At 66.9% G+C, this 26,323-nt stretch carries 25 protein-coding genes; 9 read left to right on the top strand and 16 right to left on the bottom strand.

From position 1 onward, the window contains the following. Nucleotides 1–31: 31 nt before the first annotated feature. The 4 genes from FHR95_RS03455 to FHR95_RS03440 all read right to left on the bottom strand — a co-directional run bounded on the left by FHR95_RS03455 (nt 32) and on the right by FHR95_RS03440 (nt 3,319). Nucleotides 32–472, bottom strand: a complete 441-nt coding sequence (locus FHR95_RS03455) for a universal stress protein (RefSeq protein WP_040185936.1) — start codon at nt 470–472, stop codon at nt 32–34. Nucleotides 473–552: 80 nt separating this feature from the next. After that, complete coding sequence (locus FHR95_RS03450) at nt 553–1,623, bottom strand: TIGR01620 family protein (RefSeq protein WP_183313340.1); 1,071 nt, start codon at nt 1,621–1,623, stop codon at nt 553–555. Then, nucleotides 1,620–3,014 carry a YcjX family GTP-binding protein gene (locus FHR95_RS03445; RefSeq protein WP_183313339.1) on the bottom strand — a complete coding sequence of 465 codons (1,395 nt, stop codon included), beginning with the start codon at nt 3,012–3,014 and terminating at the stop codon, nt 1,620–1,622. Before FHR95_RS03445 ends, FHR95_RS03450 begins: the two co-directional genes overlap by 4 nt. Nucleotides 3,015–3,100: 86 nt before the next feature. Then, nucleotides 3,101–3,319: a hypothetical protein gene (locus FHR95_RS03440; RefSeq protein ID WP_040185947.1), complete on the bottom strand. Its 219-nt coding sequence runs from the start codon at nt 3,317–3,319 to the stop codon at nt 3,101–3,103. A gap of 85 nt (nt 3,320–3,404) precedes the next feature. Here FHR95_RS03440 and FHR95_RS03435 point away from each other — a divergent pair, with 85 nt between their 5' ends. The 3 genes from FHR95_RS03435 to FHR95_RS03425 all read left to right on the top strand — a co-directional run bounded on the left by FHR95_RS03435 (nt 3,405) and on the right by FHR95_RS03425 (nt 5,443). Continuing rightward, nucleotides 3,405–3,953, top strand: coding sequence for a DUF924 family protein (locus FHR95_RS03435; RefSeq protein ID WP_183313338.1), 549 nt, complete (start codon nt 3,405–3,407; stop codon nt 3,951–3,953). A gap of 70 nt (nt 3,954–4,023) precedes the next feature. Further along, complete coding sequence (locus FHR95_RS03430; RefSeq protein ID WP_040185949.1) at nt 4,024–4,266, top strand: GlsB/YeaQ/YmgE family stress response membrane protein; 243 nt, start codon at nt 4,024–4,026, stop codon at nt 4,264–4,266. A gap of 112 nt (nt 4,267–4,378) precedes the next feature. Continuing rightward, entirely contained in the window at nt 4,379–5,443 is a 1,065-nt protein-coding gene (locus FHR95_RS03425; protein ID WP_183313337.1) for an ion channel, read from the top strand. Nucleotides 5,444–5,458: 15 nt separating this feature from the next. Here the strand turns inward: FHR95_RS03425 and FHR95_RS03420 are convergent, their stop codons facing one another. The 3 genes from FHR95_RS03420 to FHR95_RS03410 all read right to left on the bottom strand — a co-directional run bounded on the left by FHR95_RS03420 (nt 5,459) and on the right by FHR95_RS03410 (nt 9,018). Further along, nucleotides 5,459–6,073, bottom strand: a complete 615-nt coding sequence (locus FHR95_RS03420) for a hypothetical protein (RefSeq protein ID WP_183313336.1) — start codon at nt 6,071–6,073, stop codon at nt 5,459–5,461. 166 nt (nt 6,074–6,239) lie between these two features. After that, complete coding sequence (gene gabT / locus FHR95_RS03415; RefSeq protein ID WP_183313335.1) at nt 6,240–7,538, bottom strand: 4-aminobutyrate--2-oxoglutarate transaminase; 1,299 nt, start codon at nt 7,536–7,538, stop codon at nt 6,240–6,242. Between the two features lie 34 nt (nt 7,539–7,572). Beyond that, on the bottom strand, nt 7,573–9,018 hold the full coding sequence (locus FHR95_RS03410; protein ID WP_183313334.1) for an NAD-dependent succinate-semialdehyde dehydrogenase: 1,446 nt from the start codon (nt 9,016–9,018) through the stop codon (nt 7,573–7,575). A 213-nt stretch (nt 9,019–9,231) separates the two neighbouring features. Between FHR95_RS03410 and FHR95_RS03405 the strand changes: the two genes are divergently transcribed. From FHR95_RS03405 to FHR95_RS03395, 3 genes are all read left to right on the top strand, one after another. Beyond that, on the top strand, nt 9,232–11,697 hold the full coding sequence (locus tag FHR95_RS03405; RefSeq protein ID WP_183313333.1) for a DUF1266 domain-containing protein: 2,466 nt from the start codon (nt 9,232–9,234) through the stop codon (nt 11,695–11,697). Between the two features lie 218 nt (nt 11,698–11,915). Then, nucleotides 11,916–12,533 (top strand): C40 family peptidase, encoded by a 618-nt coding sequence (locus tag FHR95_RS03400; RefSeq protein ID WP_246378336.1) that lies wholly within the window; start codon nt 11,916–11,918, stop codon nt 12,531–12,533. Nucleotides 12,534–12,631: 98 nt separating this feature from the next. After that, nucleotides 12,632–13,816 (top strand): MFS transporter, encoded by a 1,185-nt coding sequence (locus FHR95_RS03395; RefSeq protein ID WP_183313332.1) that lies wholly within the window; start codon nt 12,632–12,634, stop codon nt 13,814–13,816. Here FHR95_RS03395 and msrA read toward each other — a convergent pair. Next, nucleotides 13,813–14,451: a peptide-methionine (S)-S-oxide reductase MsrA gene (gene msrA, locus FHR95_RS03390; RefSeq protein ID WP_183313331.1), complete on the bottom strand. Its 639-nt coding sequence runs from the start codon at nt 14,449–14,451 to the stop codon at nt 13,813–13,815. The genes FHR95_RS03395 and msrA overlap by 4 nt on opposite strands. 188 nt (nt 14,452–14,639) lie before the next feature. Here msrA and FHR95_RS03385 point away from each other — a divergent pair, with 188 nt between their 5' ends. After that, nucleotides 14,640–16,832 carry an FAD-dependent oxidoreductase gene (locus FHR95_RS03385; protein ID WP_183313330.1) on the top strand — a complete coding sequence of 731 codons (2,193 nt, stop codon included), beginning with the start codon at nt 14,640–14,642 and terminating at the stop codon, nt 16,830–16,832. Nucleotide 16,833: 1 nt separating this feature from the next. Next, on the top strand, nt 16,834–17,478 hold the full coding sequence (locus FHR95_RS03380) for a CDP-alcohol phosphatidyltransferase family protein (protein WP_040185961.1): 645 nt from the start codon (nt 16,834–16,836) through the stop codon (nt 17,476–17,478). A 79-nt stretch (nt 17,479–17,557) separates the two neighbouring features. Here FHR95_RS03380 and FHR95_RS03375 read toward each other — a convergent pair whose 3' ends face one another. Further along, nucleotides 17,558–18,040: an FKBP-type peptidyl-prolyl cis-trans isomerase gene (locus tag FHR95_RS03375; protein WP_183313329.1), complete on the bottom strand. Its 483-nt coding sequence runs from the start codon at nt 18,038–18,040 to the stop codon at nt 17,558–17,560. 230 nt (nt 18,041–18,270) lie between these two features. Here FHR95_RS03375 and FHR95_RS03370 point away from each other — a divergent pair, with 230 nt between their 5' ends. Further along, complete coding sequence (locus tag FHR95_RS03370) at nt 18,271–18,552, top strand: hypothetical protein (protein WP_040185963.1); 282 nt, start codon at nt 18,271–18,273, stop codon at nt 18,550–18,552. A gap of 125 nt (nt 18,553–18,677) precedes the next feature. Here FHR95_RS03370 and FHR95_RS03365 read toward each other — a convergent pair whose 3' ends face one another. The 7 genes from FHR95_RS03365 to mnmA form a co-directional block, all read right to left on the bottom strand. Continuing rightward, nucleotides 18,678–19,145: an outer membrane lipoprotein gene (locus FHR95_RS03365; protein WP_040185964.1), complete on the bottom strand. Its 468-nt coding sequence runs from the start codon at nt 19,143–19,145 to the stop codon at nt 18,678–18,680. Between the two features lie 214 nt (nt 19,146–19,359). Further along, on the bottom strand, nt 19,360–20,958 hold the full coding sequence (locus FHR95_RS03360) for an isocitrate lyase (protein ID WP_183313328.1): 1,599 nt from the start codon (nt 20,956–20,958) through the stop codon (nt 19,360–19,362). A 385-nt stretch (nt 20,959–21,343) separates the two neighbouring features. Continuing rightward, complete coding sequence (locus tag FHR95_RS03355; protein WP_183313327.1) at nt 21,344–21,778, bottom strand: GNAT family N-acetyltransferase; 435 nt, start codon at nt 21,776–21,778, stop codon at nt 21,344–21,346. An 88-nt stretch (nt 21,779–21,866) separates the two neighbouring features. Continuing rightward, on the bottom strand, nt 21,867–23,042 hold the full coding sequence (locus FHR95_RS03350; protein ID WP_183313326.1) for a cupin domain-containing protein: 1,176 nt from the start codon (nt 23,040–23,042) through the stop codon (nt 21,867–21,869). After that, nucleotides 23,039–24,403: an adenylosuccinate lyase gene (gene purB, locus FHR95_RS03345; RefSeq protein WP_183313401.1), complete on the bottom strand. Its 1,365-nt coding sequence runs from the start codon at nt 24,401–24,403 to the stop codon at nt 23,039–23,041. The genes FHR95_RS03350 and purB overlap by 4 nt, the downstream gene beginning before the upstream one ends. Nucleotides 24,404–24,449: 46 nt before the next feature. Then, complete coding sequence (gene hflD, locus FHR95_RS03340) at nt 24,450–25,091, bottom strand: high frequency lysogenization protein HflD (RefSeq protein ID WP_183313325.1); 642 nt, start codon at nt 25,089–25,091, stop codon at nt 24,450–24,452. Next, a complete protein-coding gene (mnmA, locus tag FHR95_RS03335) occupies nt 25,088–26,200 on the bottom strand; it encodes a tRNA 2-thiouridine(34) synthase MnmA (RefSeq protein ID WP_183313324.1) in 1,113 nt (370 codons plus the stop codon). Before mnmA ends, hflD begins: the two co-directional genes overlap by 4 nt. Between the last annotated feature and the right edge of the window lie 123 nt (nt 26,201–26,323).

Genomic DNA, 26,323 nt, shown 5'->3' with positions numbered 1-26,323 from the left:
GTCGACGTCGATAGGTTGGCTGCCCCCGGCGTCAGCGCACGGTGATCACCGTGCAGTCGGCGGCGTGGCCGACCTTGTGGGAGACGCTGCCGACCACCAGCCCCTTGAGGTCGCTCAGCCCGCGACTGCCCATGACGATGGCGTCGACGCCGCGGCGGCGGGCCTCGCTGATGATGGTGCGAGCGGGGTCGCCCTGCTCGATGGCCGTCTCGACGTTGGTGGCGCCGAGTTCACGGGCCGCGTCGGCCGCCCGGTCCACGACCTGCTTGCCGATCGCCTCGCGCTCCTCACGCGACGCCTCGACGGCGATGGCACCGATGCCCCAGACCAGGGTGGTCTCGTGAGCGAGTTCTTCGGGTATGTGCAGCAGATGCAGGGCGGTGTCTTCCTGACGGGCCAGCTGGCAGGCTACGGACAGCGCCTTCTTGGCATGCTCGGAGCCGTCGACGGGAACCAGAATGGAGTGGAACATGATCGGTGTCCTTGCTGTGAGATGACGGTGGAACCTACCGAGGAGCCTAGTCACTCGCCCGCCGGCTGTCATGATCCGGATCAAGGGTGTCGCGGCTTGGCCTTCTCATCGCCGGCGTCCAGGCGGCGTAGCTGCTGCCAGAGGTCGCGGCGCAGGCCGGCCATGCGTGGCGCCTCGTCCACGCTGAAGTCCAGCGGCCGGGCCAGGCGCTGGGTGCGCAGCCCCAGGCGCGCCGCCAGCAGGCCGATGCCCAGTCCCTGGGCGGCACGTGTCGAGAGCTTGCCGGCCAGGTCCATCGACAGCATCTGCATGCTCGCCTCGCTGGCGATCTCGCTGACTCCGGCGAATGCCATCTGATAGAGCACGCTGCGCAGCAGTCGCAGGCGAGCCGCATAGCCCAGTTCCAGCCCGTAGAGCCGGCACAGGCGGTCGACCATCGCCAGGTGGCGCCAGGCCACCAGTGCCATGTCGACCAGCGTCAGGGGGCTGACGGCCACCATGACCGCGGTCTCGCCGGACATTCGTGAGATCAGCCGGCGGGCCTCCCGGTCGCGGGGGGCGAGCAGGTGGTGGGTCAGCAGTGCCCGCGTGTCGCGGCCATCATGATGGGGCTCGCGAGCGGCCAGGAAGGCCTGCCAGTGGGGATGGTCGTCGTCGAGGCCAAGGTCGCGGCGCAGCTGTCCGGCCAGCGACGCCGCCTGGGCCGGGGCGGCGTCGGGCAGTTCGGCGAGGCGCTCGCGGAGGCGAGCGTGGCGGGCCAGGCGGCGCAGGCGCCACAGCTCGCGCAGCAGGGCCGAGCTGCCAAGCCCCAGGGCGAGCAGCAGCAGCAGGCTCCAGCCGCCGGCGAGCCAGTCGCCGCCGAGACTGGCAGCATGCAGGGTCCGGCCGGCCTCTACGACGCCCAGGCCCACGCTGCCGCCCAGCAGGCTGAGCAGCCCCCAGCGACGCCGGCGCGGTCGCATCAGGCCATGCTCCAGTGCCCGCTCGCCGGGGGCCGCATCGGCCTGCGGGTCGGCCAGTGGCTGGCTCGCCATCTCGGCATCAAAGTGTTGCCCGGGCCGGGGATCGCCGGGGTCGGTCTCCGGGGGTGGCACGTCATCGAGGATGAAGCGTTCGCCCGGGCGCGGATCCCGTTCGCGGGAAGAGGTCATGACAGCTTGTCTCCGATCAGCCAGTCCAGGGCGGCATCCATGCGGATGTGGGGGAGTGGCGCCCCCTTGTCGCGGGGCAGGGGGCGGAAGGCCGTGAAGTCGAAGCCCTGACGGGCCCAGAAGTCCCTTGCCGGCAGCCGGTCGGGCACCTCGCCGGGAAACAGCAGCAGCGTCTCGCCGGCCAGGGTGGTGCCGCGCAGGGCCGGGGTGCGTCGCCCCTGCTGGTTGACCTCGTGGCTCTGCGTGGCGCGGATCGCCGCCAGCGAGAGGGCCCGAACCGGTACGTCGGCGAAGCGCAGGTCCTTCAGCGGGTCAGCGAGCAGGGCCTCGAGCAGGGCGACCAGGCGGCCATGCTGCTCGGGCGTGACATGGTCGGCCTTGGTGGCGGCGATGGCCAGCCGGTCGATGCGCGGGGCAAACAGCCGGGTCAGCAGGCTGCGACTGCCGTAATCGAAGCTCTGCATGAGGTTCGACAGGGCCCGTGAGAGATCCTCGAAGCGCTCCGGCCCGGCGTTGAGGGCCCCGAGCACGTCGACCAGCACGATCTGGCGGTCGAAGCGGCGGAAGTGCTCGCGATAGAAGGGCTTGACGATATGCTGCTGGTAGTGGCGAAAGCGCCGCGTCAGGGTGGCATAGAGGCTGTCGGCCGGCAGGGCGGCGAGTTCGGCGCGGTCGGCCTCCTTGATGCCCGGCAGGGGGAAGAACTGCAGCACCGGTGCGCCCTCGAGCTCCCCGGGCAACAGGAAGCGTCCCGGCTGCAGGTCGGCGAAGCCGGCCTCCCGAGCTGTCCGCAGCCCCGTCGCGTACAGCTCGGCGATCTCGGCAAGGCGCGCCTCGTCGACCTCCTCTGCCGGGTCGAGTGCCGCTACCGCCCGATGCCAGTCGGCGAACAGGGCGGCGCGCTCGCTGCCACCGTCATGCCGCTGAGCCCGGCTCCAGCTCAGGTAGTCGTGGTTCAGCAGTGGCAGGTCGAGCAGCCATTCGCCGGGATAGTCGAAGAGGTCCAGAGTCAGCTGGCGTGTCTCGCCGCCGAGCAGACCGCGCCGGGCGGGTCGGTAACGGATCGCCAGTCGCAGCTCGCTGATGCCACGTGTCGGCTCGGGCCAGCGCGGTGGCTGGTCATCCAGCGCCTGCATGGCATGGTCGTAGGGGAAGCGCGGCACGCCGAGGTCCTGTTGCGCTACCCGCCGGGCTCCCAGGAGTCGCCCCTCGCGGGCGGCCGGCATCAGCTCGAGTCGCGCCTCGAGGCCGGCATGACGGAGTTGATTGACCAGCGAGGTCAGAAAGGCCGTCTTGCCCGAGCGTGACAGGCCGGTCACGGCCAGACGCAGCTGACGGTCACGACCGCGCTCGAGCAGGTCATGGAGTTCACGGGCAAGCGGGTTGCGCATGGAGCATCCTTGCAGGGTCGGTGACTGGATAATGGCTGGGCTGGACGACCATCTGGCGAGGCATTGGGACGTTAAGCGCCGTGCGACTAGCGCGGCGGCAGGGCGCCCGCCGGCACCGGCTCAACCAGTCCGAAGAGCTGTGCCAGCACGGGGGCCGCGGCGATCACGAAGCCCAGTACCGCCAGGCTACCACCGAGCAGGCGTCGTTCGGTGCGACGCGCCAGGGTCAGGCCGCCAATACAGACCAGCAGGCCGAGGATGTTGCAGACGTAACCCAGCATCTGCAGCAGTTCGTAGGCGGTCATGGGGTCTCCTTCGTTGGTGGGCAGGTGGTGGGGCGGCTAACCTGTGATGATACCAGCTCCACTCCAATGCGATGAGGAGGTGATCATGGAAGAGCGTCGCCCGGAAGCGGTCATCGACTTCTGGTTCAAGGAACTCACTCCCCCCCAGTGGTTCCGCAAGGATCCGGTCCTGGATGCCGAGGTGACACGTCGCTTCGGTGCGTGGCTCGAGGCGGCGGGGCGTGGCGAGTTCTGGCATTGGCGGACGTCCGCCCGCGGCAGGCTGGCCGAGGTGCTGGTGCTCGATCAGTTTCCGCGCAACATCCACCGGGGAGCGCCGCGCGCCTATGCCTGGGATCCGGTGGCCCTGGTGCTGGCCCAGGAGGCGGTTGCGCAGCGCGCGGACCGCTTGCTGGACGTGCCCTGGCGGGCCTTCCTGTTCATGCCCTTCATGCACAGCGAGTCGCTGGCGATCCATGACGAGGCAGAGCGCCTTTTTGCCCAGCCGGGGCTGGAGGAAAACCTGCGCCACGAACACCGCCACCGCGAGGTCATCGAGCGCTTCGGGCGCTATCCCCATCGCAACGCCATCCTCGGGCGCGAATCCACCCGCGAGGAGCTGGCCTTCCTCGCGCAGCCCGGTTCCGCCTTTTGAGGCTTTTCTCCCGGCGCCTGGCAAGGCACCATCGGTAACATCCTTAACCAAGCAGACAGGAGGGTATGCCATGGGAATCATCGCCTGGTTGATCATCGGTGGCCTCGCCGGCTGGATCGCCGGCCATATCATGCGCGGCGGCGGCTTCGGCATTCTCGGTAATATCGGGGTCGGCGTGGTGGGTGCCGTCGTCGGCGGTGGCCTGTTCAACCTGCTGGGCCTGCAGGCCGGCGGGTTCATCGGCTCGCTGGTCACGGCCATCGTCGGGGCCGTGGTGCTGTTGTGGGTGATTGCCAAGGTCAAGAAGGCCTGACTGACGCGCCGCGGCGATACGAAACGCCTTCGTTCCGGCAGGTGGTCGGGGCGGGGGCGTTTTCTCTGTGGCCTGGTCATGAGGCATGGCCAGGTGCGATCAAGGGGCCCCCATGTATGTACTGAAACGACTCGGCGCGGTGCTGGTCCGCGGCGTGGCCGATATGGGGTGGGGGGTGCTTGGCCTGCTGTTGCTCGCCTACCTGCTGCTCGCCTGGCTCGGTCTGGCCGTCACCGGCGAGACGGCCCTGGTCGACTCGCCGACCACCTTTCTCTACTACATGATCGTCACCACCTCGACCGTCGGCTACGGGGACTACTCCCCGGTGACGCGGGGCGGCCAGCTGATGGTCGTGTTCTTCATCATTCCGGTGGGCATCGGCCTGTTCGCCACTCTGCTGGGCAAGGCCTCCGCCCTGGTGATCTCCCAGTTCACCCGGCGCCTCAACGGGGAGCAATCGATCGTGCAGAAGGACCATATCGTCATTGTCGGCTTCAATGCCTACACCGAGTCCCTGGTCGGGCAGGTTCGCGAGGAGGCGCGGCCCGGACAGCTGGTGGCGCTCTGCGTGGGGGCGAACGCCCCGGCGCGTAATCCTTTCCTCGAACAGGGAGTGGAGTACTTCCGGGCCGCCTCGCTGTCTGACGAGACACTCTACGAGCGCGCCTCGGCCAGGGACGCCTCTCTGGTGGTGGTCGACGTCGAGGATGACAGCGAGACCAATCTGGTCTGCATGCACCTCTCCGCCTTGGTCGACGAGCGCTGCCGGATCACCGCCTACGTGAAGAACCAGATGGTGGGGCGTCTGCTCGAGACCCACTGTCCCAAGGTGAACGTGATTCCCTCCCTGCATCAGAAGATGCTGGTCAAGGCCGCCCTCGACCCGGGTAGCGAGGAGGTCATGCGCCTGCTCGTCGACGCCGATCAGGCACAGACCCAGTACTCGACCCGCCTCACGGGACAGTCGCTCCCGCTCTCCGTCGAGCGGGTGTCGAGGTGCCTGCGCCGCCAGTGCCGGGCCTCGCTGATCGCGATTCGCCAGGCCGCGGAGCTGCATCCGGTGCTCAATCCCGACGACGAGGTTGTGCTGGCGGCGGGTGACGAGGTCTTCTACATCGCCGGGCGCCGGCTACAGGCCGACGAGTTGGCCCACTACCTCGCCGCGGAGGGGGACTAGCCCGTCCGAGGTGGTTCAGCCAGCCGGCGTCGGCAGGATGCGCCGATAGCGATCCAGGCAGCTGTCCAGCCAGGCACCGCTGGGCGCGCTCTGGGGGCGCGAGGCGGGCACCTTGAGGGTCAGCAGGAAGAGGCCGTAGCGTTCGGCATCGGCGTCGGGCAGGCGGCGGCCGAGCTGCCGGGCGAGATCGGCCGCCAGAGAGCCTGGGCGCCGCCAGGTGAGTCGCAGGGCCTGCTGGTCGAGCAGGTACTGGAAGCGTGTCGCGTCCTTGAGCACCGCCCAGCCGCCCTCTGCCAAGCCCTGGGAGAGGCTCTCCAGCTTGCGATAGGCCGGGGCGCCGGCCGCCCGACAGGCATGGGCCCCCTCCACGAAGCAGCGCTCCCGTTCATCGAGATCCTGCGGCCAGCGCCCCCCGCGACGCCTTGCCGGGGTGGCCACGAAGGGCACTACCACCGAGACGGCGGGGGTCCCGTCGGCCATCGAGGTCTGTCGGGTGTCAATGATGCCGTGCCCCAGCTGACGCCTGAGCCAGCGGTAGTCGCAGGCCTGCTGGATTCGCGCTTGGGCATCGCTGGCGGTTTGATGAGCGCCCTGCAGGGAGCGCAGCAGGGAGAGGGTGCGAAGGATCATGGTGCCTTACCGGTGGGCGAGCGAATGAGCGAAGGAACGAGCCGACAAGCGGCGAGACTAGCAGTCAATCGGCTTCTGAGCGTCAACGCCGGGGGCTGCCAACGCGAACCGCCCGGCTGTTGCCAGCCGGGCGGTGGGTCTTGCGTCGTCTTCCGGGCGAACCCTATCAGGCGGTCGCGGCGCTCTTGCTGCCGACCAGCTCCTTGAGGGATTCCTCGACGATGGCGAGCCCTTCCTCGAGGATCTCATCCTCGATGGTAACCGGCATCAAGAAGCGGATGGTGTTGCCGTAGAGGCCGCAGGAAAGCAGGATCAGCCCCTTCTCGCGGGCCTTCTTGCACAGCGCGCCCGCCAGGTCGGCATCCGGGGTATGCTTGGCCTTGTCGGTCACGAGATCGATGGCCGCCATGGCGCCCATGTTGCGACCGTTGTCGACGCAGTCGAAGTCCTGCTGCCACTGGGCGAAGCGCTTGGCCAGCTTGTCGCCGAGCGCCTGGCTCTTCTCGAGAATGTTCTCCTGCTCGAAGACCTCGAGCACGGCCAGGGTCGCGGCGCAGGAGACCGGGCTGCCGGTGTAGGTACCGCCCAGCGAGTTGGCGCCGGAGGCGTCCATGTGCTTGTCGGTGCCGACCACGGCGGAGATCGGCATGCCGTCCGCCATGCTCTTGGCCATGGTGATGATGTCGGGCTCGACGCCGCTGTGCTCGATGGCGAACAGCTTGCCGGTACGCCCGAAGCCGGACTGCACCTCGTCGATGATCATCAGCATGCCGTGCTCGTCACAGATCTCGCGGATCGCCTTGAGGAAGCTCGCCGGCGCCGGATAGAAGCCACCCTCGCCGAGGACCGGCTCGAGCACGATCGCCGCGGTATCCTTGGGGTTGGCATCGGTCTTGAGCGCCATCTTCAGGCCACGCAGGGCCTCGTCCTCGCTGACGCCGTGGTAGGGCACCGGGTAGGGGGCGCGGAAGACGTTGCCCGGCATGGAGCCGAAGTCGGTGGCGTAGGGCGCAACCTTGCCGTTCATGGCCATGGTCATGAAGGTACGGCCATGGTAGCCGCCGTCGAAGCAGATCACGTTGTTCTTGCCGGTCGCCGCGCGGGCGACCTTGACGGCGTTTTCCAGCGCCTCGGCGCCGGAGTTGGCGAGCATCACCTTGGCATGGCCACGCACCGGAGTGACCTGGCTGAGTTTCTCGGCCACTTTCACATAGCCCTCGTAGGGCATCACGGTCTGGCAGGTGTGCATGACCTTGTCGAGCTGGTCCTTGACGGCCTGGACCACCTTGGGGTGGCGATGGCCGATGTTGAGCACGCCGATGCCGCCGGCGAAATCGACGATGCGGTTGCCATCGGCGTCCCACACCAGGGCGTTCTCGGCGCGGTCGGCAAACTGGGTGGCCGGGCTTGCGGCGCCGCTGGCCACGTAGCGTTGCTTGAGTTCGTTGAGTTCTGCGTTGTTCATGAATCCAGTCTCCTTGATAAGACGTTGCGGGCGATCACAGGCCGCCGACACAGACGTATTTTAGCTCAGTGTACTCGTCCAGGCCGTGGCGCGACCCCTCGCGTCCCAACCCCGACTCCTTGACCCCACCAAAGGGCGCCAGCTCGGTGGAAAGAATGCCTTCGTTCACCGCCACCATGCCATATTCCAGCCCTTCCATCACATGCCAGATACGACGATAGTCGCGGGCATAGAAGTAGGCGGCAAGGCCGAACTCGGTGGCGTTGGCCATCTCGATGGCCTGGTCATCGCTCTCGAAGCGGAACACTGGCGCCAGCGGCCCGAAGGTCTCCTCGGTGGCCACCTTCATCTCGTTGGTCACGTCGGCGATGATCGTCGGCTGGAAAAACGTGCCGCCCAGCGCATGAGGCTCGCCGCCGCAGACCAGCCGCCCGCCCTTGTCCAGGGCGTCGCGTACATGGCTCTGCACCTTCTCGACGGCGGCCGCATTGATCAGCGGGCCCTGCACCACCCCCTCGTCGAGGCCGTTGCCGACCTCGAGCTGGGCGACGCGTCTGGCCAGCTTGTCCAGAAAGGCGTCATAGACACCGGCTTGCACCAGCAGACGGTTGGTGCAGACACAGGTCTGGCCGGAGTTGCGATACTTGGAGGCCACGGCGCCCTCGACGGCGGCATCCAGGTCGGCGTCATCGAAGACGATGAAGGGGGCGTTACCCCCCAGCTCCATGGAGGCCTTCTTGACGGTGCCCGCACACTGCGCCAACAGGCGCTTGCCCACCGGGGTGGAGCCGGTAAAGGAGATCTTGCGAACGCGCGGGTCGGTGGTCAGTACCTCGCCGATCTCGGCCGGGCGGGAGGCGGTCACCACGTTGATGACGCCGGCCGGGAAGCCGACGTCCTCGGCGAGCTTGACCAGTGCCAGGGCAGTGAGTGGGGTGGCCTCGGCCGGCTTGATCACCACCGGGCACCCGGCGGCCAGGGCCGGGGCACACTTGCGAGTGATCATGGCCAGCGGGAAGTTCCACGGCGTGATGGCGGCCACCACGCCGATCGGCTCTCGGAAGACCAGGATGCGCTTGTCCACGCCATGGCTGGGCAGGGTCTCACCGGCAACGCGCTTGGCTTCCTCAGCGTAATACTCCACGAAGGAGGCGCCATAGGCGACCTCGCCACGCGACTCGGCCAGCGGCTTGCCCTGTTCCAGGGTCATCAGCCGCGCCAGGGCTTCCTGATTGGCCATGATGGCGTCGAACCAGGCGCGCAACAGGGTAGCGCGCTCCTTGGCGGTCCGTCGCTTCCAGGCCGGCCAGGCCGCCGACGCCGCAGAGACGGCTTCCCTGGCTTCCTCGGCGTCGAGGTCGGGTACCTCGGCGAGCGTTTCACCGGTTGCGGGGTTGGTCACGGCGAAGCGGCGCGCGCCTTCGCGCCACTCTCCCGCCACATAGGCCTTGTCGATCAGCAGCTGGGGTTCCGCGGACATGGGGGTTCCTCGTCGGGAGTTTGATCATCTTGTTGGACGAGTGTGCATTATTTAAAACAACTCGCCAAGCCCCTGGCCCCTCGAATGGCATGATCGGCGGTCGCTCGGGCATCGGCGCCGGCAACGCTTTCCGCTACACTATGGCGCCGACTTGCTGCGCTGAGCTGCGCGGCACGGCATGTTCCTGTTCCGGTTTTTATGGCGAGGTGAGCCTTGGTCGATCCCCTGAATGCCTGGTGGGCCCAGCAGCTGGTGCTGTGTGACTGGGCCTTCACCCCCGATCCCCTGACGGTAGAGGCCGAGGCGGCCGTCGAGCGGCTGGCCGCTCTCGGGGTCGCCGACCGCGGCGAACTGGGCTGGTGCCTGCTGGAGGCCCTGGGCATCGGGGGCACCAGCGTTGACCCGGGCAGGTTGCTCGCTGGCCTGGAGGTCATCGCCCTGGGCGGCGCCGCAGGCTGGCTCGGTGAAGCCCATGCCCGGGCCTGGGCGCAGCGGCTGACCGAAGAGGTCAGCGCTCACCACACTAGCCTGGATGCCTGGTTGGAGGCGCTGCTGCATGCCCGCAGTGCCGAAGGCTGGGTGCGCGGTGACGACGGCTTCTATGAAGCCTGTGAAGCACTCTCGGCGCTGGAGCACGATGGGGAGGGAGTGACCTGGGAGATGCTGCAGGAGTGGCTGGCCACCCATGCCACCCCGGCAGCACTCTGGTCAACGGCTCCCGAGGAGCAGGTCTGGCGTCTTCGTGCCCCCTTTTCACCGGTCGTTGAGCTGCCCGCCGGCCCACACGACTGGCAGGGGGTGGAAGCTTGGCTGGAAGAAGCCTGGCAGATTCGTAGCCGTGAGGATCTGCTCCGCAGCCTGCTGCGGCTGGCCTCCCAAGGCGACCGCCAGACCTGGGACCTGGATGCCGGGCGACTGATCGAGGCGGATGCCGAGGCGCGTCGGCAATGGTGGGAGGCCCTGGCGGGGGGCGAGCGCGACTACGGACGGGTCATGCTGGGCTTCCTCGATCAAGGGGAGCCTCTCGAATGGGCCGCCTGGGACTGGCTGCGACTGATCGACCTGGCCTGGGCGGGTGCCTGCCTGGGCTGGCTCGAGGCACAGGAAGCCCGCGACTTTGCCCACCACGGGGCCGACCTGGCGCTGCGTCGCTACAGTGACTGGCCGGCCCTGGCGCGGGCCTACCAGCGGGGGCGCAGCCTGTTCGAGGGCCGCAATCGGCTGCCTGCCCTCGATGCGGACTGGGCGCTGCTGCTGCATTCGCCGGTGAGTCCCTGGCGTCCGGCCCTGCAGGGCCTGATTCCCGAGGCCTGCATCGCCGCCTCACGGGATGCCCTGCGAGCCTGGCGTGGTGATCCTCGTCATTGGGCGCTGGCGCTGGCGGCGGTACGCGAGCCCGAGTTCGCGGCCCGTCAAGGGGCATGCCTTGAACTGTCGGCCGCGCGACGCGAGGAGGCGCGCCGATACCTGGCCGAGACCCTCGACCTGCATGCCGACGAGGGTGTCGAGGCACTCTCCCGCTATTGGTTGCCGGCCCAGGCCCACCATCTCAACCAGCTGGCGGCAGATGCCGCCCATGCGGCTCTGCCGCCGGCCGCGACCCCCTTTGGTCAGCCCATTCCGGCCGAGCTGGCAAGCCGCGATGCCCTCCGGCAGGCGAGCCGTCACGCGGCCACCATCCACATGGCCGAGAAGTTCGCGTTTCACCTGCAGATGGCCATGGACAGTGGAGACTTCGATGCAAGCCGGCTGGCGAAGCTGGCCGGGGCCCTGCAAAGCTCGCTGTGTCGTTTCTATCCCGATGCCCGTCGCCTGCTACAGGCCTGGGCCCACTGGGAGAGCCTGTTACCCGAGCCCGAGCAGCCCCCGATGGTCGCCGAGATCCGCTGGCATCTGGAGGATCCCGGCAGCCTCTTCCACTGGCTCGACTGGCGCGGCGGCGCCTGGCAGGAGCCCGGGCCGCGGCCAACGCTTGCCCATTTCACCGCGATGGCGCTGGTCGGACCGCTCAACAGTCCGGCCTGGAGCCTGCCGCAACCGGAGAGCGAGCGCGAGTGCGTCGCCATCCGCGACTGGGTCGACGGCCACTACGCCCTACATGGGGAGGCGGAGCTGCAAGAGTTTCTCGATTACCTGATCGAGGTCGGTGACCGTCAGGAATACCAGATCAACTATGCCCCCTATACGCTCAATCACGGTCGGCTGGCCGCCGAGATCGCGATTCTGGAGAGCGATGAGTGCAGCGACGAGGAGGGGGCCCACCTGCTGCGCCTGCAGCGCGTCAGGGACAACGAAGATGATTGCAACGAAGTCGATCTGGCGGCCTGGGATATCGCCCAGGCCGTGGATCTGGCCATCGCCGGCCGCCAACTGGGATGGCTCGACGAGCCAGATTTTCTAAGGCTGCTCGAGCGTGCCCATGCGCTGGCCGGCAGGCACTACGCGAGCTGGGAAACCTATGCCCATGGCCTGCACGCCGGCTTCTCGTTCTTCATGGGCGAGACCCCGGAGCGCGAGAGCTTCCTGGCCGGCTTTCGCCATGCCCTGGTGGCATGGCTCTCGGGGGCTCCGCCGCTGGCGGGTGCCTGGGCCAGCCTCGACTTTCCCGGCGCACGGCCGCGCCACTGGGCGCCGTTGCACATCGATACGCTGCCGGGCGACAGCCGGGCTCTCCACTGAAGCCTGGCCCTGTCAAGAGAGCTTGGCTTATAATCATCAACATTATTGCCATGGCTCCACCTGTCGGGAGCCTTCGACAGATGGTGAACCGCCGACAGGCCGCTCTGGCAGTGATACCGGTGGTTTCCGGCAGCACTGCCACAGCGACCACGCCCGATGGCGTCGGACGCCGTGCGTCGACGCCCAAGGTGCGGTTCAGGGAACGAGGTCGTTGCAGGATGCAAATCAAACGCATGTGCCGTATTGGCGCCATGGGTGGCGTCATTGCGCTGGTGTCAGGCTGTGCGGCGTCGAGTGGTAGCGAAGAGTCGGCCATCGGGGGCTACTTTGCCAGGGACCTGCCCGGGATGCCCGCCGACCCGCTGATGTCTCCCGTGGACAACCCCATTCTGGAAGCCCGCGGTCTTCACAACCCGCCCCCGTCGCTAATTCGCCGAGCCCTGCTGGCTCAGCACGAGCGCTGGGCCGGCACGCCTTATCGGCTCGGTGGAAGCTCCTTTCGTGGCATCGACTGTTCGGCCCTGGTACAGAACGTCTTCAGCGACACCTTCCGCTTCGACCTGCCGCGCACCACCGAGGAACAGGTCCGCACAGGGCTCGAGGTCGAGCGAGATGCGCTGCGCCCCGGCGATCTGGTGTTCTTTCGCCCCCCCGGCGTGTATCGCCATGTGGGCATCTATGTCGGCGAGGGTCGCTTCCTGCACGCCTCCACCTCGCGGGGCGTCATGATCTCCGACATCGACAATCGTTACTGGCAGCGTCACTTCTGGCAGGCCAGGCGAACCCTTGAGCCGACCCGTCTGGCTCAGCGTCTGGGCGGTATTGGCGAAGGCTAGTCGCTTGGAGTGTCTCGTGGCGGGCCAACACCACGTCGGGGAGGGCCCCGGCAGAGACGCTTGCCGGTGGATCATGGCCTGCTTGGTCGGAGGGCACCATGATTGCCGCCCATAGCCGCGCATGGTGGCGCGCGACCCTGGCCTTGTGCCTGGGCTCCTTTCTGGTCTTCATCAACCTCTACGCCCCCCAGCCCTTGCTGCCGGCGCTGCGCGATACCTTTGAGGTCTCGACGCTGGGCATCAGTCTGGTGATGTCGGTCGCCACCCTGGCGCTGGCCGCCTCGCTGCTGGTATTCGGTCCGCTCTCGGATGCCATCGGCCGGGATGCCATCATGCGTGTGACCCTGTTGGCGGCCGCGCTGTTTTCGCTGGGGCTGGCGTTCGCGCCGAACTTCGAGACATTGCTGGCGATGCGCGCTCTGCAGGGTTTCGTGCTGGGCGGGCTGCCGGCGGTGGCGATCGCCTGGATGGGCGACGAGTTCGAGCGACCGGCGCTGCTGTCAGCAGTGGGGCTGTATATCGGCGCCAACTCCCTGGGCGGCATCAGTGGCCGGGTAGTGGGCGGCGCCGTGGCCGAGGTCGGCGGGACACCGGCCAGTTTCCTGGCGGTGGGTCTGATGACGCTGGTGGGGCTGGCGCTGTTCTGGAAGCTGCTGCCCGCCGCCCAGGCCTTCACCCCGCGGCGCTTCGAGCTGCGCGGCGCCCTGGCCGATCTTGGCGGCCACCTGCGCAACCCGCTGCTGCTCGGCGCCTACCTGCTTGGCGGGCTCAACTTCCTGATCTTCATCAATCAGTACAGCTATATCACCTTCCGACTGGCCGATGCGCCCTATGGTCTGGGTACCCGCGTGCTGGGGCTGATTTTCCTGACGTACCTGGGGGGTACCCTCGGTTCGTCGCTCTCCGGACGATTCGCTGCTCGCTGGCCGCAGCCGGTGTGCATGATGCTGGGGATCCTGATCCTGAGCGGCGGCACGGCCATGACCCTGGCCGGCTCGCTCGGCTGGATCATTGTCGGGCTGACCGTCAACGCCTTCGGGTTCTTCCTGGCTCACTCCATGGCGTCGAGCTGGGTGGGGCGTCACGCTCTGCGGGCCCGAGGCAGCGCCTCGGCCCTGTACCTGGTGTTCTACTACAGCGGTGCCAGCCTGGGCGGATTCTGGCTGGAACCGTTCTGGCGAGCCGCCGGCTGGCCGGGCGTGGTGCTGGCGTCCTGGTTGATGCTGGCGGTGACCCTGGGGTTGGCTGCCTGGCTGTGGCGGCGAGAGCGTCGCGGGCATTAGGAGGCCGCGTTGGCACCGGCCTCCTCGCCCCAGACCTCCTCGAGGCGCTCGACCCGGCCGCACGCCGACTTGTAGAAGCGATAGCGCACCGGGTTCTCCATGTAGTAGTCCTGGTGATACGCCTCGGCCGGATAGAAGACCTCGAAGTCGTTGATTTCAGTGGCAATCGGCTGGTCGAAACGCTCGGCCGCGGCCTGCTTGCTGGCCTCGGCCAGCGCGCGCTGCTCGGCATCCATGGGGAAGATGGCGCTGCGGTAGGAGGCGCCCTGGTCGCAGAACTGGCGATCCACGGCGAACGGGTCGATGTTTCGCCAGAACACGTGCAGCAGGGTCGCGTAGTCGACCTGCTCGGGGTCGTACTCGACCTTGACCACTTCGGCATGGCCGGTGCCGCCGGCCGTGACCTGCTGGTAGGTCGGGTCCTCGGTGTGGCCGCCGCTGTAGCCGGAAATGGTGGCCTGCACGCCTTCCACCTTGTCGTAGGCTTCCTCCATGCACCAGAAGCAGCCGCCGGCAAAGACGGCACTGGCGGTCTCTTGATTGGCTTGGGAGGTGCCGGACAGGGCGATTGCAAGTGCGATGGGCGGTGCGAATAGTGCGAGATGACGAAGTGCGGCGTGGGACGGCAGGCGCATTTCATGGCTCCATTGCTGATGGCTGGTAAGTTGGAGAGGCGGAGAGACGTTGAGTTCCGCATTGATCCGTTTCCTTACACTACGCCGCGATCGCTGCGGCGTAAGTTATCGCTGCCCACCACGACATAGGGTCGACTTCATCATCCGCGGATGCGGTGCCATTATCATTGACTTACGGGAGACCACCCTTGACACGACGACGCCTGATACTCGCGGCCGTGATTGCCTTGCTGGTCGCGGCCTACTTCGTCAGCGGAGCCGACCAGGCCCTGACCCTCGAAAACCTTCAGGCCGAGCAGGCGCAGTTCCAGGCCTGGTTGGCCGCTGAGCCCCTGACCGTCGGTGGTGGCTTCTTTCTGGCTTACGTGGCCATCACGGCGGTCTCGTTGCCCGGCGCCACCCTGCTGACCCTGCTCGGTGGCGCATTGTTCGGTTTTGGCTGGGGGCTGCTGCTGATCTCCTTCGCCAGCGCCCTCGGCGCCACGCTGGCCGCGCTGATCGCCCGCACCCTGGCGCGCGCGCCACTTGAGCAGCGCTTTGCTACCCAGCTGGCCCGCATCAATGCCGGCATCGAGCGCGAAGGCGCCTTTTATCTGTTTACCCTGCGACTGATTCCGCTCTTTCCCTTCTTTGTCATCAATCTGGTGATGGGCCTGACCCGCATGCGGCTCTGGACCTTCTACTGGGTCAGTCAGGTCGGCATGCTGCCGGGCACGGCGGTGTTCGTGAACGCGGGGCGCGAGCTCGGCAATCTGGAGTCGCTCTCCGACGTGCTTTCTCCGGGGCTGATCGGCTCCTTTGTGCTGATCGGCCTCTTTCCCTGGCTGGCGCGCGCCCTGGTGGCGATCGGCAAGCGGCGCCAGTTGGCCCGCCGCTTCGCGCGTCCACGGCATTTCGATCAGGACATCGTGGTCATCGGTGGCGGGTCGGCAGGGCTGGTCGCGAGCTACATCGCCTCGGCAGTGAAGGCCCGAGTGGCGCTGGTGGAGCGCCATCGGCTGGGCGGCGATTGCCTCAATACCGGCTGCGTCCCCTCCAAGGCACTGATCCGCGCCGCCCGCATCGCCAGCGAGATCCGCGACGCCCCGCGTTACGGGGTCAGCGCCGGAGAACCCGAGGTGGATTTCGCCGCCGTGATGGACCATGTGCACCGCGCCATCCGCGAGGTGGAGCCCCACGACAGTCGCGAGCGCTACGAAGGGCTGGGCGTGGAGGTGGTTGCCGGGGAAGCCGTCCTCGAGGATCCCTGGCGGGTGCGTGTTCGCGAGACGTCCGGCGAGCGGGTGATGACCACGCGTCATGTGATCATCGCCAGTGGAGCGCGACCGCGGATACCGCCGCTGCCCGGTATGGACGAGATCGAGGTGCTTACCTCCGATAACCTCTGGCGGCTCGAGTCCCTCCCCGAGCGACTGGTGGTGCTGGGCGGTGGCCCCATTGGCTGTGAACTGGGCCAGAGCTTCGCCCGGCTGGGCAGCCGAGTGGCGCTGGTGGAGATGGGCGGCCAACTGCTGCCTCGTGAAGACCGCGACGTGGCCAGCGAGGTCGAGGCCCGGCTGGGCGAGGAGGGCCTGGATCTGCATCTCGCCACCCGGGCGCTGCGCGTGGTGAGCGAGGAGGGCGGTGGCCATGCCCTGGAGGTAGAGCGTCACGATGCCCAGGGTGAGCCAGTGCGTGAGCGGTTGCCCTTCTCCCACCTGCTGGTGGCGGTGGGGCGCCAGGCCAATGTCGAGGGGTTAGGCCTCGAGGCCCTCGGCGTCGAGACGCGTTCCGACGGCACCCTGGCGGTGGACGAGTCGCTGCAGAGCGTGCTGCCCAACGTCTGGGCCTGCGGTGACGTGGCGGGTCCCTACCAGTTGACCCATGCCAGCGCCCACCAGGCCTGGCATGCTACGGTGAATGCCCTGTTCGGCGAGCTCAAGCGGTTCAGAGTGAGCTATCGGGCCCTGCCGGCTGTCACCTTCACGGATCCGGAGGTGGCGCGGGTCGGGCTCAACGAGCGGGAAGCCCTGGCGTCGCACGTCAAGGTCGAGGTCACGCGCTATGCCTTGAGTGAGCTGGATCGCGCGATCGCCGAGGGCCAGACACGCGGCTTCGTGAAGGTACTGACCGTGCCCGGTCGTGACCGGATTCTCGGCGCCACCATCGTCGGCCAGGGGGCGGGGGAAATGCTCGCCGAGTTCACCCTGGCGATGACCCGCGGCATCGGGCTCAACAAGCTGCTGGGCACCATTCATCCCTATCCGACCCACAGCGAGGCGGTCAAGGCTACGGCCGGCGTGTGGAAGAATGCCCACAAGCCGGAACGCCTGCTGGGCTGGCTTAAGCGCTATTTCGCCTGGCGGCGGGGTGACAACAGCGTCGACGAGGCAGGGAGGTAGCATGCTCGACCGCTGGACCATGCCCCTGACCCAAGGGCCGCTGTTGGCGCTGGCCCGCGGCCTGGTGGCGCTGAGGGTGCGCCCCGACCAGGTGACGGTCGTCGCCTTCCTGGTGGGAATGCTGGCCCTGCCGCTGCTGGCTCTTGGCTGGTATCTGCCGGCGCTGGTGGCCATCCTGCTCAATCGCCTCGGCGACGGGCTGGATGGCGCCCTGGCCCGGCTGACGGGAGAGGCCAGCGATGCCGGGGGCTTTCTCGATATCGGCCTGGACTTCGTCTTCTACGCGGCGGTGGTACTGGGGTTCGCCCTGGCAGAACCGGCGGCCAATGCCCTGGCGGCGGCCTTTCTGCTGTTTGCCTTCATCGGCACCGGGACCTCGTTCCTGGCCTTCGCCATCATGGCCACGCGCTACGGCCTGGAACGGCCGCGCTTCCAGCAGAAGGCCTTCTACTACCTGCATGGCCTGACCGAGGGGACGGAGACCGTGCTGGCCTTTGTGCTCTTCTGCCTGCTGCCAAACCACTTCCCGCTGCTGGCGATGGTCTTCGGCGCGGCCTGCCTGGTGACGACCGCCACCCGGCTGTGGGGCGGCCATCGCACGCTGCGAGCCTTCGAGCAGGGGCGTCGCACGCCGCCGAGCAACTGAACGACGAAGGGGCAGCCAGTGGCTGCCCCTTCGGAATCCGGATTCGCCTGTCGGCGGCCGGTGCGGTCGACGCGAGCCCTCAGTGCTCGTGGCCGCCCTCGCCGTGCACGTGACCGTGCTCGACTTCTTCCTCGCTGGCCTCGCGAACCTCGGCGATCTCGACGTCGAAGTTCAGCGGCTGGCCGGCGAGCGGATGGTTGCCATCCACGGTGACGGTGTCACCATCGACCTGGGTCACGGTAACCATCAGCGGGCCGCCCTGGGTCTGGGCCTGGAACTGCATGCCCGGCTCGACGTTTTCGACGCCCTGGAAGGCATCGCGCGGCACTTCCTGAACGAGCTGCGGCTGGACGTCGCCGTAGCCCTCCTCGGGGGAAACCTTGACCTGAAGCTTTTCGCCGGTGGCATGACCTTCCAGCTCCTTCTCGAGGCCCGGAATGATGTTGCCGGCGCCGTGGAGGTAGGTCAGCGGCTCGCGGCCTTCCGAGCTGTCCAGCACTTCACCTGAATCGTTGGTCAGGGTGTAGTGGAACGCGACAACGGAATTCTGCGCAATCTGCATTGATGAACCTTTCGGTGAGTGCATGTAGCGCGACATGGTAACGCGGCAGTCAAGCGGCTGTCAGGGGCATGGAGGAAATTCAGGATGTGAGGGGCGAGCCTGAGCCGCATTCACGCCCATACAGTCGCGCTAGCGGGGACCTTTGGACGGTTGCGCGGCCTACCGGGCGGGGATACCCTTGCGGGGTCCGATTTTCCCATCCCCCAAGCGACCCTTTCCTGGAGAGTGCCATGACCTTGACTCTGATCTGGCTGATTGCCTTCGCCGTGCTTCTGTTTCTCTTCCTCAAGCGCTGGGACGTCTCCGTCAGCAGCATTCTCGATGCGCTGCTGCCTGCCGTGCTGCGCAGCGAGGATGATCGCTGGGTCTGGTGCCCGGCCCTGGCGGTTCTGGGTGCCACCTTCATCGTGCGCCCCGTGGACATGCTGTTCACGCTGATCGTGATCGGACTAGTGGCGTCGATCGGCACCAAGCTCGCTAGCTGGGTCATGAACAAGGTCGACCAGCACTGATTCTGTATCCAGCAGCACTCGCATAGCGTCTGGCCGTTGACGTAGCGACCGTAACGAGCAAGGCCCGCGGATCGCACCGCGGGCCTTCTTCATTCTGGCGACCTTTCAGGCGGCCGTGGGCAACCTCAGTAAGGGGCCACACTGACGTTGGTGCCGCTGCCAATCAGGCGGACGCGCTGGCCGACCTGGAAGTTCTGGTCTGCCTTCTGGACCACGACCACGGTCTGGCCGTTGTCCTGGCGGATTTCCATTTCCCAGGCGGTGATGCGGTTGGTCGCTTCCTCGACCTTGGTGCCGGCTACGGCGCCGCCGATGGCACCGGCCACGGTGGCCAGCTGGCGTCCGCTGCCGCCACCCACCTGGTTACCGAGCAGGCCGCCGATCACCGCGCCGCCGCCGGAGCCGAGCAGGCCGCCGGCCCGGCTGTCGGCCTGGATCTGCACCTGGCGCAGGGCGGTGATGGTGCCGAAGGTGACGTTCTGGGCCGTCTTGGCCTGGTTGCCGCTGTAGACATTGCCCGAGTAGGGGGCGGTGTTGGCGCAGCCGGCAAGGGTCAGGATGCCGATGGCCAGAACGGGAAGAAGGCGTTTCATGCAGGATCTCCTTGATGTCCGTGATGGACAATCGGTCCCCAAGGGGGGATGAAGGGTTAGCGGACAGCGTTCTCTAACGAGTCTATCCATTGCGCCCCGGCTTGGCCAGCGCGCCGATGCTTGGCCAGAGTGTAGCGTCGCCGTGCGATCAATAATATGAAAAAAGGGAGGCCAGTGGCCTCCCTCGGGGGTCCCGCCGTTACCGCCAGCGGCCTTAGCCGAACTGGTTCATGGTGTTGTCCTTGCCGCCGGCCTTGAGTGCCGCTTCGCCGTGGAAGAACTCCTTGTGGTCGTCACCGATGTTGGAGCCGGCCATGTCCTGGTGTTTGACGGTGGCGATGCCTTCGCGGATCTCCTTGCGCTGCACGCCGGCAACATAGGCCAGCATGCCTTCGTCGCCGAAGTAGCCCTTGGCCAGGTTGTCGGTGGAGAGGGCCGCGGTGTGGTAAGTCGGCAGGGTGATCAGGTGATGGAAGATACCGGCCTCACGGGCGGCATCGCGCTGGAAGTTCTGGGTCCACTCGTCGGCCACCGCCGCCAGCTCGCTGTCGTCGTACTTGGCGTTCATCAGGTCGGCGCGGTCGTAGCCGGAAACGTCCTTGCCTTCCTGTTCCCAGGCATCGAACACCTGTTGGCGGAAGTTCAGGGTCCAGTTGAAGGACGGCGAGTTGTTGTAGACCAGCTTGGCATCCGGACACACTTCACGAATGCGGTTGACCATGCCGGCGATCTGGCCGACGTGGGGCTTCTCGGTCTCGATCCACAGCAGGTCGGCGCCGTTCTGCAGGCTGGTGATGCAGTCCAGCACCACTCGGTCCTCGCCGGTGCCCGGCTTGAACTCGTAGAGGCCGGAGGCCAGGCGCTTGACCTTGACCAGCTTGCCTTGCTGCTTGATCACCACGTCGCCGTTGTTGATGTCGGAGGCCGAGGCGATCTCGTCGCCATCGAGGAAGTTGTTGTACTGGTCGCCGAGGTCGCCCGGCTCCTGAGTCACGGCGATCTTCTGGGTCAGGCCGGCGCCCAGCGAGTCGGTGCGGGCAACGATCACCCCGTCTTCCACGCCGAGTTCCAGGAAGGCGTAACGTACGGCGTTGATCTTGGCGATGAAGTCCTCGTGGGGCACTGTCACCTTGCCGGCCTGGTGGCCGCACTGCTTCTCGTCGGAGACCTGGTTCTCGATCTGGATGCAGCAGGCACCGGCCTCGATCATCTTCTTGGACAGCAGGTAGGTGGCCTCGGCATTGCCGAAACCGGCATCGATGTCGGCGATGATCGGCACGATGTGGGTTTCGTGGCTGTCGATCTTGGCGACCAGCTCATCCGCCTTGGCGTTGTCGCCTGCCTTCTTTGCCTCGTCCAGGTCACGGAAAAGATGGTTGAGCTCCCAAGCGTCGGCCTGGCGCAGGAAGGTGTAGAGCTCCTCGATCAGGCCCGGCACGGTGGTCTTCTCGTGCATGGACTGGTCGGGCAGGGGGCCGAACTCCGAACGCAGGGCGGCGACCATCCAGCCGGAGAGGTACAGGTAGGAACGCTTGGTGGTGCCGAAGTGCTTCTTGATCGAGAGCATCTTCTGCTGACCGATGAAGCCGTGCCAGCAGCCCAGCGACTGGGTGTACTGCGAGGTGTCCGCATCGTAGGCGGCCATGTCCGCGCGCATGATCTTGGCGGTATAGCGAGCGATGTCCAGGCCAGTCTGGAAGCGGTTCTGGAGGCGCATGCGAGCCGCATGTTCAGGGTTGATGTTGTCCCACTTGCCCTGTTGGGCTTCGCGCAGTTGAGCCAGAGCCTTGAGTTCGTCTTTGAATGTCGTCATGGGGCCATCCTTCGGGTCAGGAGTGGAATCTCGTGATCGCGATGTCGGAAAACCGGTGTCGCGGCCGCTGGAATCGCCTGCTGCATTATTCGGCAATGCCTTATGCTGCATCTGCGAAGTGCTTTCAGGGTCGACTAGATGCCAGGGCTTGTCTCTACGCCCTTGGTCGAACCTTGGGGGAGGGAGTGACAGCCGCTGTGCCTGATCTCGTCGGTCGACGGCAAACGGCCGTTTCATCCTCGCCATGGATCCCACTATGGCCCCTGATGCCGGGCTTCAGCAATTGACCCTTGGGAGCAGAGGGCGTTGTAACCCGACTACACAGCGGGCCACCGAGCGCCCTTTGCTGTAGTCGAGTTCCCGCGAGGAAGGTGATAGGCGCGACTCAATCGTCGATGATGAGGCGCATACTGCGGTGCGGAATGCCGGCATCGAGAAAGGGCTCACCGAAGGCCATGAATCCCAGCTGTTCGTAGAAGGCCAGGGCATGGGTCTGGGCGGCGAGCTCCACCGCGGCATGGCCATCGCGGCGAGCGGCCTCGATGGCGGACCGCATCAGGATCGCGCCGATCCCCAGGCCGCGGGCCTGGGGGAGCACGGCGACCCGGCCGATATGGGCATCGGGCAGCAGCCGGGCGGTGCCCACAGGGCGGTTGTCGAGCAGGGCCAGGAAGTGGCAGCACCCGGGGTCGCGGCCGTCCCACTCCTCCTCTTGAGGCACCCGCTGCTCCTCGATAAAGACCACCCGGCGGATCTCCGATGCCTCGGTACCGAGTTCCTCCCAGCTACCCTCAAGAATCTCTAGCGCTGCGTCTTGCATCTCACCTTCCTGTCTCGAACCTGATGCCCTTGCCCCTTGCCCCTTGCCCCTTGCCCCTTGCCCCTTGCCCCTTGCCCCTTGCCCCCTGTTACTCCTCGAACTCGTCCGCCCAGGCCAGGCTGCCAATATCGAGCAGGCGGGCGAGCAGTGGGGCGGCGCCGGGCAAGGCAAGCAGGCTCTCGTCCAGCGGCTCAGCCGCGGCCAGGGCAAGGGCCAGAGGACGTGCACAGTTCAGCCCGTCGCCATCGGCGAAGAGGGTGGCACGGTCATCATCCAGCGCCCGCCAGGCGAAGCGTGACCCGGGGCTGCGGACCAGCGTCTCGCCCTCCTGCAGGGCGGTGACGAGCTCCTCAGGATCCGTCGGCGTCTCGGTAGGGACCAGCTGGTCGACGTACTTGGGCTGAGTCATCACGCGGCCGAACCACTGGGCCAGCTGGGCCGGCTCGTCCAGGGTGTCCAGGATCAGGCGGCGCATGCGCGCCACGGCGGCATCGTCGAGTTCGGCGGGATCCTCGGGCGGAGCCATGCCGGCATCGGCATAGCGCTTCGACGCCGGCAGCTGCTCGCCCAGGTAGTCGGCAAACGAGGTGATCGCCTCGTCCGCGGAGGGGGCGCGAAAGCCCACCGAGAGGGTCAGGCAGTCGTCGGAATGGCTGACGCCATGATGGGCCCAGGCGGGCGGCAGATAGAGCATGTCGCCCGGCTCGAGAAGCCAGTCACTGTCGGCTTCCACCTCGAAGCGTTCAAGGATGCGCAGGTCGATGCCCTCGAGGATGGGGGCGTCGTCGCCGACCTTGCCGCCCAGCTGCCAGCGGCGCTGGCCACTGCCTTGCAGCAGAAAGACATCATACTGGTCGACGTGGGGGCCGACGCTACCGCCTGGCGGGGCGTAGCTGACCATGATGTCGTCGAGGCGCCAGCGGGGCAGGAAGCTGAACTGCTCGAGCAGCTCGGCCATTTCGGGCACATAGTGGTCCACGGCCTGCACCAGCAGCGTCCAGTCGCGCTCGGGAAGCCGGGCGAAGGTGGTCTCATCGAAGGGACCGTGGTGAACCTGCCAGGGGCCGGCGGCACCATGCTCTTCTACCAGTCGGGCCTCGATGCCTTCCTCGCAGGCGAGTCCCGCCAGCTCGTTGGGATCGAGCGGGCACTGAAAATCGGGAAAGGCGCCGCGAATCAGCAGCGGCTTCTGCTGCCAGACGTCGCGCAGGAACTCGGCGGCGGTCAGGCCGCCGAGCATGGTCAGCGGCGTATCGGAGTTCATAGCTTCCTCGCCTGCGCTTCGGCGTTGCCGATATAGGTGGCCGGGCTCAACGCCTTCAGTTCGCTTTTCACCGCCTCCGGCAACGCCAGCGTATCGATAAAGGCGGCGAAGCCGGTCTGGTCGATGCGCTTGCCGCGGGTCAGCTCCTTGAGCTTCTCGTAAGGCTTCTCGATGCCGTAGCGGCGCATCACCGTCTGGATCGGCTCGGCGAGTACCTCCCAGCTGGCGTCGAGGTCTTCATTGATGCGCGCCGGGTTAGCCTCGAGCTTGCTGATGCCCTTAAGCGAGGCCTCGTAGGCGATCAGACCGTAGGCCAGGCCGACGCCCAGGTTGCGCAGTACCGTGGAGTCGGTGAGGTCGCGCTGCCAGCGGGAGATCGGCAGCTTCTGGGCCAGGTGACCGAGGATGGCATTGGCCAGTCCCAGGTTGCCCTCGGAGTTCTCGAAGTCGATGGGGTTGACCTTGTGGGGCATGGTCGAGGAGCCGATCTCGCCCTCGACGGTCTTCTGCTTGAAGTAGCCCAGCGAGATGTAGCCCCAGACGTCACGATCGAAGTCGACGAGGATAGTGTTGAAGCGGCACACCGCATCGAACAGCTCGGCGATGTAGTCATGGGGCTCGATCTGGGTGGTAAAGGGGTTGAAGGTCAGCCCCAGGCCCTCGACGAAGGTGCGGGCGTTGGCTTCCCAGTCCACCTCCGGGTAGGTAGCGAGATGCGCATTGTAGTTGCCCACCGCGCCGTTGATCTTGCCCAGGATCTCGACGCCCTCGATCTGCGCTAGCTGGCGGCGCAGGCGATAGGCAACGTTGGCCATCTCCTTGCCCAGGGTGGTGGGGCTCGCCGTCTGCCCGTGGGTGCGCGAGAGCATCGGCTGGGCGGCGTGCTCGTGGGCGAGCCGGGCGATCTCGTCGGCCACCCGGTGCATCACCGGCAGCAGGCTCTTCAGGCCATCGGTCAGCATCACGCCGTGGGAGAGGTTGTTGATGTCCTCGCTGGTGCAGGCGAAATGCACGAACTCGGTGACGGCGTGCAACTCGGGCTGCCCGGCGATCTTCTCCTTGATGAAATACTCCACCGCCTTGACGTCGTGATTGGTGGTGCGCTCGATCTGCTTGATGCGCTCTGCGTCCTCCAGCGAAAAGTCGCGCAGCAAGGCCTCGAGGAAGGCGGTGGCCTCGGCGGAGAGCCGGGGGACCTCGGTGATATGTGGATGCTCGGCGAGGCGCTGGAGCCAGCGAATCTCGACGATGACCCGGGCGCGGATCAGTCCGAACTCGCTGAAGTGCTCGCGCAGGGCTTCGGCCTTGCCGGCGTAGCGGCCGTCGACGGGGGAGAGGGCGGTCAGGGCGGAGAGGGGCAGGGAAGCGGCTTGCATGGTCGGATTCCGGTCGAGGGAAGTGGAAGGGTCAGCCCAGCTGGTCGAGGGTCTTCTTCAGCGCGCCACGCTGGAAGACCAGCTTCCAGCGCCGGCCCCCCTGCTGGTGCCAGAGCAGCGCGAAACGAATGCCGGCGAGCAGGATAGCGCGGACCCGCTCGGGCATCATGCGACTCTGCAGCAGCGAGGGGTCCCCCTGGACGACGATACGGGTCTTTAGCGTCGAGAGGGTTTCCTGGTAGGCCTCGCCGAGACTGGCGATGACGTTCTCGTGGGTCTCACCGAAGTGCTCGGCCTGGCCCTGAATACGGGTCAGGCGCGTGCCGAGGTCATCCAGCATGGCACCGTTGCCGCGCAGCTTGTTCATCAGCATCAGCAGCGAGAAACCGTAGCGCAGCACCACCGGGTTGGCCTGCTGGCGGCCGACCACGCTCTCGAGCACCTCGAGGCCGCGGCGCAGGTTGTTGGGATGGCCGCCGTAGATCGCCTCGAAGCTCTCCGGGTTGGTATCCAGGGTGGCGCGGATCAGCGTTTCCCAGGCACGCTCGTCGACCTGGCCGGTGCGGGCAAGTTCATCGACCAGGCTGGCGGCCTGGAAGACGCCGGCAAGTGCCAGCGCCTGGCGGGCCGTCGGGGTGTCGGGGGCGCGGTGAATCGGGGTAGACGCGGTCATGAGGCAGGCTCCGTGGCGTTCCAGGTCTCGTGGATCACCCCACCGCCGAGGCAGATCTCGCCATCGTAGAGGACCAGCGACTGGCCGGGAGTGACGGCACGCTGTGGCTCATCGAAGCGCACCTCGACGCCGTTCTCGGCGGTGACGCGTATCCGGCAGGGTACGTCGGCCTGACGGTAGCGGGTCTTGGCGGTGTAGCGGCCCTCCGCGGCCGGCGGTTCGCCGGCCACCCAGTCCATGGCTTCGGTGGCCAGCGCGTCGGTATAGAGCAGCGGGTGGTGCTTGCCCTGTACGGCAACGAGCACATTGCGCTCGAGGTCCTTGGCGGCGACGTACCAGGGGGCGTCCGGATGATGGGCGAGCCCGCCGATGCCCAGGCCCTGACGCTGGCCCAGGGTGTAGTACATCAGCCCCATGTGCTCGCCGATGACCTCGCCGTCGGGCGTTTCGATCACGCCGGGCTGGGCGGGCAGGTACTGCTTGAGGAAATCACGGAAGCGGCGCTCGCCGATGAAGCAGATGCCTGTCGAATCCTTCTTGCGTGCGGTGACCAGGTCATGGCGCTCGGCGATGGCGCGCACCTCGGGCTTCTCCAGCTCGCCCACCGGGAAGAGGGTACGCGCGATGGCCGCCTCGGGAACGGCATGCAGGAAGTAGCTCTGGTCCTTGTTGGGGTCGAGCCCCTTGAGCAGGCGCGGTCTGCCGTCGCGAATGCCGCCGCGCACATAGTGCCCAGTGGCGATCTTCTCGGCACCCAGCATCTCGGCGTACTCCAGGAACACCTTGAACTTGATCTCGCGGTTGCAGAGGATATCTGGGTTCGGGGTGCGCCCTGCCTGGTACTCGGCCAGGAAATGCTCGAACACATTGTCCCAATACTCGGCGGCGAAGTTGGCGGTATGCAGCCGGATGCCGAGCTTTTCGCACACGGCCTCGGCGTCGGCCAGATCGGCCTTGGCGGTGCAGTACTCGGTGCCGTCGTCCTCGTCCCAGTTCTTCATGAACAGGCCTTCGACGTCGAAGCCCTGTTCCAGCAGCAGCAGGGCGGACACGGAGGAGTCGACGCCGCCGGACATGCCGACGATCACCTTGCCTGTGGTGGCGGTCATGGGCGCTCTCGAATCGGGTATGGCTCAAATGGGGCGCGATTATACATGATCTTGTCGCCAGGCGCCGAGCGGTCAGCCGCAACGAGCTAGCTACAAGGAAACCCACGGGCTTGCCCCTTGCCC

The organism is Halomonas fontilapidosi, assembly GCF_014192285.1.
Taxonomy (GTDB): domain Bacteria; phylum Pseudomonadota; class Gammaproteobacteria; order Pseudomonadales; family Halomonadaceae; genus Halomonas; species Halomonas fontilapidosi.
This window is presented reverse-complemented; position numbering and strand designations above follow the sequence as displayed.